This is a genomic window from Streptomyces sp. NPDC127114, assembly GCF_042677525.1.
In the GTDB taxonomy this organism is placed as follows: Bacteria; Actinomycetota; Actinomycetes; order Streptomycetales; family Streptomycetaceae; genus Streptomyces.
The window spans coordinates 195,004-207,619 of sequence record NZ_JBHXTJ010000001.1; the positions used below are offsets into that span (position 1 = coordinate 195,004).

9 protein-coding genes are annotated in these 12,616 nt (G+C 72.8%); 5 read left to right on the top strand and 4 right to left on the bottom strand.

All coding sequences use genetic code 11. From position 1 onward, the window contains the following. Window positions 1-170 precede the first annotated feature (170 nt). Complete coding sequence (locus ACFVGS_RS00850) at window positions 171-908, top strand: ABC transporter ATP-binding protein (protein ID WP_385689023.1); 738 nt, start codon at window positions 171-173, stop codon at window positions 906-908. Window positions 909-910: 2 nt separating this feature from the next. Next, on the top strand, window positions 911-3,847 hold the full coding sequence (locus ACFVGS_RS00855) for an ABC transporter permease (RefSeq protein WP_385689026.1): 2,937 nt from the start codon (window positions 911-913) through the stop codon (window positions 3,845-3,847). 45 nt (window positions 3,848-3,892) lie between these two features. Here ACFVGS_RS00855 and ACFVGS_RS00860 read toward each other — a convergent pair whose 3' ends face one another. From ACFVGS_RS00860 to ACFVGS_RS00875, 4 genes are all read right to left on the bottom strand, one after another. Next, complete coding sequence (locus tag ACFVGS_RS00860; protein WP_385689029.1) at window positions 3,893-5,191, bottom strand: SLC13 family permease; 1,299 nt, start codon at window positions 5,189-5,191, stop codon at window positions 3,893-3,895. Further along, window positions 5,188-5,655, bottom strand: a complete 468-nt coding sequence (locus ACFVGS_RS00865) for a CBS domain-containing protein (RefSeq protein WP_385689031.1) — start codon at window positions 5,653-5,655, stop codon at window positions 5,188-5,190. Before ACFVGS_RS00865 ends, ACFVGS_RS00860 begins: the two co-directional genes overlap by 4 nt. A 726-nt stretch (window positions 5,656-6,381) precedes the next feature. After that, entirely contained in the window at window positions 6,382-8,046 is a 1,665-nt protein-coding gene (locus ACFVGS_RS00870; protein WP_385689034.1) for a hypothetical protein, read from the bottom strand. Window positions 8,047-8,149: 103 nt separating this feature from the next. After that, a complete protein-coding gene (locus ACFVGS_RS00875) occupies window positions 8,150-8,464 on the bottom strand; it encodes a hypothetical protein (RefSeq protein WP_385689036.1) in 315 nt (104 codons plus the stop codon). Between the two features lie 386 nt (window positions 8,465-8,850). Between ACFVGS_RS00875 and ACFVGS_RS00880 the strand changes: the two genes are divergently transcribed. The 3 genes from ACFVGS_RS00880 to ACFVGS_RS00890 all read left to right on the top strand — a co-directional run bounded on the left by ACFVGS_RS00880 (window position 8,851) and on the right by ACFVGS_RS00890 (window position 12,454). After that, on the top strand, window positions 8,851-10,536 hold the full coding sequence (locus ACFVGS_RS00880) for a SpoIIE family protein phosphatase (protein ID WP_385689039.1): 1,686 nt from the start codon (window positions 8,851-8,853) through the stop codon (window positions 10,534-10,536). Between the two features lie 136 nt (window positions 10,537-10,672). Next, window positions 10,673-11,962 carry an MFS transporter gene (locus ACFVGS_RS00885; protein WP_385689042.1) on the top strand — a complete coding sequence of 430 codons (1,290 nt, stop codon included), beginning with the start codon at window positions 10,673-10,675 and terminating at the stop codon, window positions 11,960-11,962. Between the two features lie 69 nt (window positions 11,963-12,031). Then, window positions 12,032-12,454, top strand: coding sequence for a heme-binding protein (locus ACFVGS_RS00890; RefSeq protein ID WP_385689045.1), 423 nt, complete (start codon window positions 12,032-12,034; stop codon window positions 12,452-12,454). Window positions 12,455-12,616 lie beyond the last annotated feature (162 nt).

Sequence of the window (12,616 nt, forward strand, 5' to 3'; positions counted from 1 at the left end):
GGGCGCGTGCGTTCGGTTCGTCGCGCGGACCGGCCGGGCCTGCCGCGGTCGTCGGGCGGTCCCGGAGGACGCGCGGGGTGCCCCGCGGAACCGGATTGGGCCGTTCGGACCATCGCCGGGGCCTGGACGGCCGTAGCCGCGGGTCGCCTCCGGGGTTTCGGATGGAAGGCATGAACAGCGACCTGCCCCTCCTGGTCGCCACGGGAGTCCGCAAGATCTACCGGACGGGCTCGGTGGCGGTCACCGCCCTGGACGACCTGGACCTCGCCGTGCGCCACGGAGAGCTGGTGGGCGTCATGGGCCCGTCCGGTTCTGGCAAGACGACCCTGCTGAACTGCCTGTCCGGGCTCGACGACATCGACGGCGGCCGGGTGGAGATCGACGGCCGCGACCTCTTCGCGATGTCGGACGCCGAGCGCACGGAGCACCGGGCCCGGACGATGGGCTTCGTCTTCCAGTCGTTCAACCTCATCCCCGTCTTCTCGGCGGCGGAGAACGTCGAACTGCCCCTGCTGCTCGTGGGCACCCGGCCGCGCGAGGCGCGGAGCAGGGCACTGGCCATGCTCGACCGCGTCGGCCTCGCCCACCGCGTGGAGCACCGGCCCAGCGAGCTGTCCGGCGGCGAGCAGCAGCGGGTGACCATCGCGCGGGCCCTCGCCGGCCGGCCGGCCGTCGTGTGGGCGGACGAGCCGACGGGCAACCTCGACAGCGCGATGGCCGACCAGGTCATGGACCTGCTGTGCGACCTCAACCGGGACGAGGGCCAGACGATCGTCCTGGTCACCCATGACAGTGCCATCGGGGCCCGCGTCCCGCGGCTGATCAGCATGCGTGACGGGCGGCTGGTCGACGACCTGCGACAGGTCGTCCCGGGCCCGGGCACGGTCACCGACGCCACCCGGGGCTGACGATGTACCCGAACCTCCTGCTCCCGCTGCTGGTCGCCCTGGCGCTCGTCCTCGTGGTGCTCGCCTGGGTGGCGGTCCGGCAGCCGGTCTCGCGCCGTCTGGCCTTCCGTCAGCTCGCCCGGCGGCGCACCGAGGCCGCACTGGTGACCGGCGGATCCGTCCTCGGCACCGCCATCATCATCGGTGCCCTGGTGGTCGGTGACACGCTCGACTTCTCGGTGCGGCAGGAGGCCTACCGCACTCTGGGGCCGGTGGACGAGCGTGTCGTCGCGCCGCCCGGCCCGGCCGGACGCACCGTCGCCGAACGGCTCGCCTCCCTGGCGGACGACCCCGACGTCGACGGCGTGCTCGACGCCCGGGCCGCCCAGGCGTCGGCCGTCAGCCGTGGCGACGGCCGTCCGGGCGCGGAACCGCGCGTCCTGGCGTGGCAGATGGACTTCGACGACGCCTCCCGCTTCGGCGCCCCGAACGGGGCCTCCGGTCTCGCCGGACCGGCCCCGGGGCCCGGCGAGGTCGTGCTCAATGAGCCGCTGGCGCAGTCCCTGCGGGTCGGATCCGGGGAGTCGGTCACGCTCTACCTGTTCGGGTCCCCGCACACGTTCCGGGTGGACCGTGTGGTTCCGGAGCAGGGTCTGGCGGGTGTGGGCCTCGGCGGCAGGCTGAACCGCGACGTCTTCCTGGCGCCGGGCACCCTGGACGCCGCGGCCCGGGCGGCCGGGGCGGAACCGCTGTCGGTCACCTTCGTGTCCAACCGCGGCGGCGTCGAAGGCGGCAACGCCCTGACTCCGCGCGTGACCGAGGACATCCGCGAGGCCCTGGGCCCGCTCGCCGGCCAGGTGGCGGTCGACACCCCGAAGCAAACGGTGCTGCGGGACGCCAAGCGGGCCGGGGACTCGCTCGGCGCGCTGTTCCTGATGATCGGCAGCTTCAGCATCATCGCCGGCGCCCTGCTCCTGGTGAACATCTTCGTGATGCTCGGTGAGGAGCGGAAGGCGCAGATGGGCATGGTGCGGGCGATCGGCATGAAGCGCTCGCGGCTGGTCGGTTCGTTCACCCTGGAAGGGGCGGCGTACGCGCTGCTGTCCGCCCTGCCGGGCGTGGCCATCGGGGTGGCCGTCGGCTGGGGCGTGGCCGTGGTGGCCGCGGAGATCTTCCAGGGCTGGTCGGTCGGCGGCAGCAGCCTGCGGATCGCGTTCGCCGTCACCCCGACGAGCATCCTGAACGGGGTGGCCATGGGCCTGCTCATCGCGTTCGCCGCGATCGTCGCCACCAGTGTGCGCATCAGCAGGTTCAACATCATCGCCGCCATCCGCGACCTGCCGTCGGAACCGGGCCGACGGCCGCGCCGCCGGCTGCTGGTCGTGTGCAGCGCCCTGTCGGTCCTCTTCGCGGTCGCGGCCGTCCCCGCGGTGGCCCGCAGCCAGGCTGAGGGGACCTACCTCATGCCGACGCTCGCGATCGCCTTCGCCGTCCCCGCGCTGATGCGCGTGACGTCCCGGCACGCCGCGACCTCGCTCGTGGCGGGTGCCGTGCTGGCCTGGACCCTCCTGGCGCCCGTCCTGCGCCCTCGGATCTTCGACACGCCGTCCATGTCCGTGTACGTCATCCAGGGCGCCCTCGCGGCCTTCTCCGCGGTGGTCCTCGTCAGCGACAACCAGAAGACGCTGCTGCGCCCCGTACGGCGGCTGCTCGACCGCCCGTCGGAATCGGGGCTGGCGGCACGGCTCGCCGTCGCGTATCCGCTGGCGAAGCGGTTCCGCACGGGCGCGACGCTCGTGATGTACACGCTGATCGTGTTCGTCCTCGTCCTGCTGACCGAGATCTCCGGCATCCTCCGCGCGGGCGTCGACGGCGTCGTCAGCGACGCCACGGCCGGCTACTCCCTGCGGCTCGACTACAACCCGCAGGTCGCGGGCGATCAGCTCGTCGCCGACCTGCGCAGCGGCCCTTCGGCCGCCGGGATCTCCGCCGTCACGCCGCTGCTGAACGCCAACGGCCGGGCCACCGACCCGGGCCGCCGCAGCGCCCAGCCGCTGGACGTCGCCGCGGTGGGCGTGCCGGACGGCGCGATCACCGGCATCACCTTCCGCGAGCGGCTGCCCGGACTCGCGGACGACCCGGCGGTCTGGCACGCCCTGGCCACCGACCCCCGGTACGTCGTCCTGGACGCCTTCTTCGGCAGCACCGGTGGCCCGGCCGGGGACTACTACGACCCCGGCGACACCCTCACCGTCACCGACCCGCGCACCGGCCGCGCCGAAGAGAAGGTCATCGCCGGCGTGCTGAGCAACGGGATGGTCTTCTATCCGGGGACCGGGGCCAGTTCGACTACCTACCCCGTGGTCATGGGAGAACGGGGCATCCGCGGACTGTTCGGCGACCAGGCCCAGAACGCGTCCGCCCTCGTCGCCACGAGCCCCGGGACCTCCGCCGACGCGCTGGCGACCCAGCTGCAGGGCGAGCAGCTGTCGTCCAGTCTGGTCGCCACGCCCATCGCCTCCGAGATCCGCCACCAGTTCGACTCCAGCACCGCCTTCTTCCGCCTCATGCAGGGCTTCCTCGCGCTGGGCCTCGGCGTGGGCATCACCGGCCTCGGCGTGGTCATGGTCCGCGCCGTACGCGAACGCCGGCGCACCATCGGCATCCTGCGCGCCCTCGGCTTCCGGGCGCACACGGTGCGCCGCTCCTTCCTCTGGGAGAGTGCCTTCGTCGCCTCGGAGGGCATCGTCCTCGGCTCCCTGCTCGGCGTCCTCACCACCTGGCTCATGTACCGCAACAGTGCCGCCTTCGAGGGGCTCGAAGGCGGGTTCCCCGTCGAGTGGACGAGCATCGTCGGCCTGGCCGCGGCGACCTTCGCGGCCTCGCTCCTCGCCACCGTGGGCCCGGCCCACCGCGCCGCAGCCATCCGCCCGGCCCGCGCGGTCCGCGTCGCGGACTGACGGGTCCTGGCTGCCCGCGGCAGCGGCGGCGGGCCTCCGTCGGTGTCAGGCCAGGGCGAAGTAGCGCAGCCACAGGTAGAGGGCGGACACGGCGACCGTGGCGGCGGTGACGACGAGGCCGTACCTGGTGAACTGCCAGAACGAGATGGGCCGGCGGTTGCGTTCGGCGATGCCGAGGACGACGACGTTGGCGGAGGCGCCGATGGCGGTGGCGTTGCCGCCGAGGTCGGCGCCGAGCGCCAGGGCCCACCACATCACGTGGTCGGGGTCGCCGCCCGTGCCGGTGACCAGCTCGCCGGTGATCGGCGCCATCGTGGCGACGTACGGGATGTTGTCGACGATGCCCGACAGGACGGCCGAGCCGCCGAGCAGCAGCATCGATCCGCCGAGTTCCGCGCCGCCGATCGCGTCCGCCAGAAAACCGGCCAGCTCCCCGATGACGCCGGTCTCGATCAGCGCGCCGACCATGACGAACAAGCCGGCGAAGAAGGCCAGGGTGGGCCACTCCACCTCGCCGAGGACCTCGCCGGTCTCCACCTTGGAGACGGCGACGAGCAGACCGGCGCCGAGCAGGGCGACCACGCTGGGCTCGTAGTGGAGCACGGGATGAAGGACGAACCCGGCGACGACGACGGCGAGGACGCCCAGGCCCAGCACCAGGAGACGGGGGTCGGTGATCGCCTCCCGCTCGCGCAGCTCCATCACCTCCGCCGCGCGCTTCTCGTCGTGGACGAAGTACTTCGCGAACATCACCCGGCACAGCAGCACCAGGACGACCATCAGCACGGCGCACAGGGGGGCGAGGTGGACCAGGAAGTCGTTGAAGGTCAGGCCGGCCCGGCTGGCGATGATGATGTTGGGCGGGTCGCCGACGAGCGTGGCGGTTCCGCCGATGTTGGACGCGAAGACCTCGGCGAGGAGGAACGGCATGGCCGGCAGCTTCAGCCGGTCGCACACCAGGAGCGTGACCGGCGCCACCAGCAGCACGGTGGTGACGTTGTCGAGCAACGCGGACGCCAGGCCGGTGATGACGACCAGCATGGCCATCACCCGGAACGGTCTGGCCCTGGCCCTCTTCACCGACCAGATGGCGAGGTACTCGAAGAGACCGGTCCGCCTGAGCACGCCGACGATCATCATCATGCCCATGAGCAGGAAGATGACGTTCCAGTCGATGCCGGTCTCGTCGGAGTGGAAGGCGGAGGCGTCGTCGGTGGCGCGGATGGCGAGCATCAGGCCCGCACCGCCGAGGGCCGCCGCGACGCGGTGGACCCACTCGGTGATGATCAGGACGTAGACGCCTGCGAAGACGGCGACCGCGGCCCAGCTCTGCCAGTCGCTCACGCCCGGCCTCCGGCCGCGAGCAGGTGCCGCATCAGCCCCGCCGCCGAGACGACGCCCAGGAGGCGGGTCGCGCTCCCGTGCCGCTCGACCACCGCCACCAGGGGAACGTGGGTGCGTGCCATGGCGGCCGCGATCTCCATCATGCCCGCGTCCGGGCCCACGTACGGCGGCCTGAAGGAGCGGGCAGGCAACCACTGGAAGACCGTCTGCCCCTCGAGTTCCCCGACGACCGCTTCGGCGTGCCGGTCGTCGATGACCGGGGCGAGCAGCGGGTCCTCCATCACGTACGCGGGGACCAGTTGACGGACCAACTGAGAGCCGGGCACGGCGGCGTACGGAGCGCCGTCGGCGTCCAGGACCAGCAGCGCGGGAAGGTTGTGCTCGGCGAGCAGCCGGACCGCGTCCACGGCACTGTCGTCGGTGGTGACGTGCGGGTAGGGCTCGGCGAGATCACGGGCGGACATGGCGCTGCTCCTGGTGGGGTGGGGTGCCGGAGGGCGAGGGGCCGGAGGCCTGGGGTGCCGGAGGCCTGGCGTGCCGAAGGCCTCGGGTGCCGGAGGGCGGGGGTGCCGGAGGGCTCTGGCGCCGGGGGCCCGAGGCCTGGGGTGCCCGAGGGCTGGGGTGCCCGAGGGCTGGGGTGCCCGAGGGCTGGGGTGCCCGAGGGCTGGGGTGCCCGAGGGCTGGGGTGCCCGAGGGCGGCAATATCCACGGGGCCTACGGGGGCGTGGGGTTGGCTCGGACCGCCGCCCGACGGCCGACGGCCGGACCGCTCGCTGCAGGTGAGGTCGCGCCGGCGTGCGCAAGCCGCCAGGGCCGGGCCGGCGGTCACGCCGCGGAGCGCGCGGCGCGACCGAGCGCCGAACTGCGATGAACGTCATGGCCCCAGGTCCCGATCCGCGCAGAGATTCGTCCCTTGCTCGCCGACCAGACTTCCCCGCACACCGCGGGCCACCTTATCGACATCCCTACGGTTCTCCGACGACTTGCTGCCGGCACTCCGGCGCGCCGGAGGCCGCCGGGCTCCGGCATGATCGCGCCCGATCACCGGTGCCCCCTGCGACGCGCACGACACGGCCGCTCTCGGCGGGACGAGGCCGTCCTCGGCGTCCCACGGGAAGTGGACGCCGAGCCGGATCCTGCTGTACCGCGTCCTGCCCCCGGGGCCGTGCCCGCGGGCTGCAGCGATGCGATCAGTCCTCGCAGCCGTATGCCGCGGCCAACTCCGCCAGTCCCTCACGGTCGCCGTCCGCGATCCCGCCCTCGCCCGCGCGGGCGATCAGGACCACCCGGGCCGGGACGCCGCCGGCCGCGTACGCGGCGAGCCGGTGGTGACCGTCCAGCACCACGCCGACCAGCCACCGCTCCTGGTGCTGTGCCTGCACGTACCGCTCGTCGATCCAGCCGAGGAGCACGGCGGCGGGCCGCTCCCCCGCCGCGATCGCACCGGCGTGCCGGGCGATCGTCAGGGGATCGAGCGCCTCCGGCGGCTGCGAGGGCAGGACGGCGCCGTACGTGAACGGCACCCGGCTGCCCGGAACGGGCGTGGTGAGCTGGTAGTGGGCGACGCCGGGCCAGTAGTCCTCCTGACGGTCGGAGGCGGACTCGGAGTCGTAGTTGGAGTCGTAGTCGGAGTCGTCGCTGTCCCCCTGCGCCCGGGCTGCAACCCGGTGGTACCACCACGACCGGGCCGGCTCGGCCACCTGCCCCAGGGGAAGATCGAGCAGCAGGGCGCGGTAGTGGCCCGTCTCCAGCTCGCCGAGCACGGGGCTCCATTCGGCGAGCAGCGCGGCGTCGAGCCGGTCCAGGCCGGCCAGCCGCCCGCGCATGCGGGCCGCGATCCGGGCCGCCTCGTCTTCCGGCCAGTCCAGCAGTCTCAGGCTCAGCTCGCAGGTGTCGCAGACCGAGCCGACCCGGTACAGCGGCTTCCCGTCGAACGTGAGGGACCGGTCCCAGCGGGGCCAGGAGGAGCCGGGCGACGGCGGGTCGAAGGCGATTCTGATCCGGCCGGCACCCCCGTCGACGGAGAACCGCGCCTGCGCACCGGACTCGATGACCAGGTCCCGCACCACTGCGGGAGCGCGCTCGGTGCGGCCGTCGGCCCAGGCGGCGCGCACGGCCGCCGCGTAGGCCGCCCCGCCCGACCCCTCGGGCAGGAGTGGATCACGTCCAGTGATCCGCACAAGGGCGTGATGGACGTCGTACACCCGCTCCTCGCCGCTCTCGGCCAGCCATCGCAGCAAGTGCGGTACGGCGGCGGGGTCGCCCATCAGCTCCAGGGCGACGACGAACGCGGTGTGGTCGAGCCCGGTCACCTCGGACAGCCGCACGGCGATCTGTTCCGTCCACTCGCGGGCCCCGAGGCGGCCCAGCGCGAGCGCGGCAGTGGCGCGGGGGGCGGCGGGGTCCCCGAGGAGGGCGCCGAGGTACGGCGCGAACGACGGGTCGCCGGACAGTCCCATGGCCTCGACGAGCTCGGGGGCGGGCGGGCCACCCGCGCGATTCCCGCCCGCGCCGGGCTCCGGAACGTCCCTCGCGTACGCGCGCAGCACGTCGGCGGGCAGGCGCAGCCCGCGCGCCACGGCGGCCTTCAACAGGTCCTGGCGGTCGTCGGCAGCGAACGCGGGCTCGGCGAGCAATCGCAGCAGTACCGCGTCACCGGGCTCGCCGATGCTCCCGAGGAGCCAGGTGAGGTGCCGACCGAAGGCTGCCCGGTCCGCGTCCGATCGGTACAGCTCCTCGACCGGCCCGGCGAGACAGCCGGGCAGGTCTCCGTTCAGTGCGTACAGCGCGGTCCACGGGTCGTCGGCGCTCAGGGCCGTACGGAGACGCGTCTGGACGGTGTCGTGATCCCCCATGCAGGCAGTATCGGCCACGGACGGGCCCAGCCGCGGCGGACTGCGCCTCGCGTCAAGGAGTCGGGGGCGGCCGGCTCTCCAGGTGAATCGTCCAGCCCGATCGTCAGTGGGTGCCGTCCGGTAGCCCGACCGCTTCGGTACACCACGTCACGAGGTCGGCTGTGAGGTCCTCGACCGAGTGATCGATCTTCGTTCGGGCGCGGCCGTCCGGGCCGAGGAATACGGCCTTGAACGGCCACGGCCCTTCCATGTGCACCACATGGTCTTCCGTGTCGTCGGTCAGCACGGCCGTCCGCGCGCCGTCCAGGGTCACCACCCAGTACGCGCCGTCGCCCTCCAGGTCATGGAACACCTGTATCCGGGCGGCATCGACACCCGCCCTCAACAGCGCGCTCAGAACACCGTATCGATGCGCCACGCGGTGGGCGTCCTCCGTCTCCCGCCACGCCACCGGGGCCGCGCCGGCAGGGACCTGCACGGGCCGAGCGGGTCCCGGTGCCCAGGGACGCGAGTCCCCCTCCGCACACCGTGATCCGACCGAGTCCTCACCCGTCACGACAGCCCCCTCTCCTCGACGCATGGGTTCCCTCCCTCCGGGAGTCCCATGCGCAGCGCCGACCGGTGTCCCCGCCGTCGGGGATCGTCCGTCACGGAGCAGCCCGGAGACCGTGGAAGGTCGTCATCGTCGCTCGCGGGGACGGCCGGATCCACACACCTCTCACCGCGAGAAGTCGCTTCGTCGACGGGGTATGCATGGGCTTCGGTGACGACAGCGAGAGGGAACCTGTGAACGGTGAGGGCTCCATGCCGCAGTGGCTTCTTCCGGAAGGTGCGGGCCTTGCGGCGCGTCAGCTCGTCGAAGGGACCATGGCTCCCGTCGTCGTTCTCGACGCGCAGCTGCGCCATCTGTACGTCAACCCGGCATGGGTCCGCGTCAGCGGTGTGCCCGCCACCGCATTCCTGGGACGAACGCTCGGGGAGGTGCTGCCGGATCTCCAGAGCCCGGACGACGTCCTGTTCGAGGTACTCGCCGACGGGCAGCCTCGGGAGGCCACCATCTCAGGCACGACGGAGGTCTCCTCGCCGTTGGGGCAGCGGCTCTGGCGAGCGGTCTATCACCGGATGGAACTGCCGGAACGGGGCCCGTGGCTGTGCGGAATCGGCGTGGAGATCAGCAGTCTGCGGCGCTATATGGACGACCTGGAGACCGCCCATCAGCGGCTTGCCCTGCTGGATGCCGCGGCCACGCGCGTCGGCACGACACTCGACATCGACACCACGTGCCAGGAACTGGTCGACTTCCTGGCCCCCTCACTGGCCGACCTGGCCGCGGTGGGCATCGTCGAAGAGGAGTTCACCGGCGCTCCCCCACCTCCGCCCGGTTTCCTGCGGCTGCGCAAGGTGAGGGGCTCGGCACCCCCTGGGTTGGAATGGGTCCTGGACCATCTGGGCGGACCCGGGCCGTACGTCGACGTTCCCCGTGGCGTCGCCACACGGCATTGTCTGGACAGCGGGCGGCCGTGGCTGGGCAACCTGGCCTCGGACGAGCTGTTCCAGAAGGTGACGGTGGCCCCCGAGCGGGCCAGGCTCTTTCGCGCGGCCGGCGTCCACTCGCTTCTCATCGCCCCGCTGCTCACGGCGGGCCGCCCGGTCGGCGTCGTCCTTCTGGGCCGGGCCGGCGCGTCTCAGCCTTTCGACGACAACGACCTCGCGACGCTCCAGGCGCTGGCCGGACGGGCCGCCGTCTCGATCGACAGCGCGCGCCGCTACAGCTACGAACACACCATGGCGCTGGAACTCCAGCGGGCCCTGCTGTCCGAACCCCGGACGCCCCACCCCGCTGTGGAAGTGGCCGCCCGCTACCTCCCTTCCGGCCACAGTGTCCTCGTCGGCGGGGACTGGTACGACTCGATTCCCCTGTCGGACTCCCGCACCCTGCTGGTCATGGGCGACGTGATGGGCCACGGTTTCCAGGCCGCCGTCGCGATGAGCCAGTACCGCTCTCTGCTCCGCACCATCGCCGCTTCCGGCGCGGGCGTCGACATGATCCTCGACGAGTTCGACCGCCAGGTCGCGCACCTCGGTCTCGACCGCCTCGCCACCTGCCTGCTCGCGCTGATGGATCCCGCTGCCGGCACCTGTACGACGGCCAGCGCCGGGCATCTGCCGCCCGCCGCCGTCCGACCGGACGGCAGCGTCGACGTCCTCTGGCTCCCGGCCGGCCCGCCCGTCGGCACCGGACTCGGCAGCTACGAAGCGCTCACCCTCCGCATGGACCGCGGCACCACGCTGCTGCTGTACACCGACGGGCTGGTGGAAAGACGCGGCACGGACATCGACACCTCGGTGCAGGCGCTCGAGACCGTGCGCCTGCCGGCGGACAGCCCTCTCGACGACATGCTCGACACATTCCTGGCCCACTTGGCGAACGGCGCGTACGAGGACGACGTCGCCGTCCTCGCCGCTCGCCCGCGTGACGGAAGCGATTGACCTCCCGTCGGAGCCGGAAGCGATGCGAGGAGTACCACCGATCCACTCATACCCGCGCTTGCACTTATGGCGCGTGTGCAACTATTGTCGAAGCATGCAAAGGGATCGTTCAAGTAATTCCGCGCAGGGCCGAGCCATGCCCCTCGCTCTCCTCGCGCTTGCGGTCGGGGCCTTCGGTATCGGTACGACCGAGTTTGTGATCATGGGGCTGCTCCCGGAGATCGCCGCCGACTACGGCGTCTCCATCCCCACCGCGGGCCTGCTGGTCACCGGGTACGCGCTCGGCGTCGTCCTGGGTGCGCCGCTGCTGACCGTCCTGGGCAACAAGGTGAGCCGCAAGCGGATGCTCATGATGCTCATGGGCCTGTTCGTGGCCGGCAACCTGCTCTCCGCCTTCGCGCCGAGCTTCGGGCTGATGCTGACCGGCCGCGTCGTCGCCTCGCTCGCCCACGGCTCGTTCTTCGGCATCGGGTCCGTCGTCGCCGCCGATCTCGTCGCCCCGGACAAGAAGGCCGGCGCCATCGCCACCATGTTCACCGGCCTGACCGTGGCGAACATCGTGGGCGTGCCACTCGGCACCTTCATCGGGCAGGCCGTCGGCTGGCGCGCCACCTTCGCGATCGTCGCCGCGCTCGGCGTGGTCGGTCTGCTCGGCATCGCCCGGCTCGTGCCCGCCATGCCCCGCCCCGAGGGCACCCGGCTGCGCGGCGAGCTGAAGGCCTTCCGCAACCCGCAGGTGCTGCTCGCGATGGCGATGACCGTGCTCGGCTTCGGCGGCGTCTTCGCCGCGATCACCTACATCGCGCCGATGATGACCGAGGTCACCGGCTACTCCGACGGCGCGGTCACCTGGCTGCTGGTCCTCTTCGGCGTCGGCATGTTCCTGGGCAACCTGCTCGGCGGCCGGTACGCCGACCGTGCGCTGATGCCCCTGCTCTACGTCACGCTGGGCGGGCTCGCGATCGTTCTCGCGCTGTTCACCGTGGCCGCCCACGACAAGATCCTCGCCGCGGTCGCCATCCTCCTCGTCGGGGCGCTCGGCTTCGCCACCGTGCCCCCGCTGCAGAAGCGCGTCCTCGACCAGGCGCACGGCGCGCCGACCCTGGCCTCCGCCGTCAACATCGGCGCCTTCAACCTCGGCAACGCGCTCGCCGCCTGGCTCGGCGGCGTCGTCATCGCCGCCGGCTTCGGCTACACGTCCCCGAACTGGGTCGGTGCCGTCCTCGCCGCCGCCGCTCTCGGCCTCGCCTTCTGGTCCGCGGTGCTCGAGCGCCGGGCCCCCACGCCCGCGGCGGCGGCCGCGCCTGCCGAGGCGACCGGGGCGACCGGGGCGACCGGGGCGACCGGGGCGACCGGCGGAGCCGACGTTGCCGACGCAGCTGGCGTGGCCCCGGCGGCCGCTGTGGGCGCCGCCCCCCGTCCGTAGCCCTGTCCACCACTGACCCACCGCACCGGTCCCGACCCCACCCCACCCCGCCCCTCAAGGAGAAGCGCCATGAGCACCACCACCGTCACCCCGCTGACCACCGCCGACGCCGAGGTCCTGATCACCGCCGCCCGCCACGCGGCCGAGGCCGCCGGGGCCACCGTCAGCATCACCGTGCTCGACGCCGGCGGACACCTGCTCGCCTTCCGACGCGACGACCGCGCGGTCCTGATCGCGGGCGAGACCAGCACCCGCAAGGCGTACACCGCCCTCCAGCTCGACGCCGCCACCGCCGACCTGGTCGACCTCGTCAAGCCGGACGGCCCGTTCCACTCGCTGACCACCGCCCTCGACCGGCCGCTGCTCTTCATCGCCGGCGGTCTGCCGATCCACCGCGACGGCCGCCTCATCGGCGCCATCGGCGTCGGCGGCGGCGCCCCCGAGCAGGACCACTCCTTCGCCACCACCGCGGTCGAGGCCCTGTCCCGCTGACCCGCACCCCGCACCCCGCAGCCGGCGGTAGCCGGCGTGCACCCCGGCCGCCGGGGCATGGCGGAGGGGCGGCACCGGCAGCCCTGAGGCTCCGGTGCCGCCCTTCGGTCGGCATGGACCGGCGCTGCGCGCACGTCGGCTCACCGACGCCGGCCCGTTCGG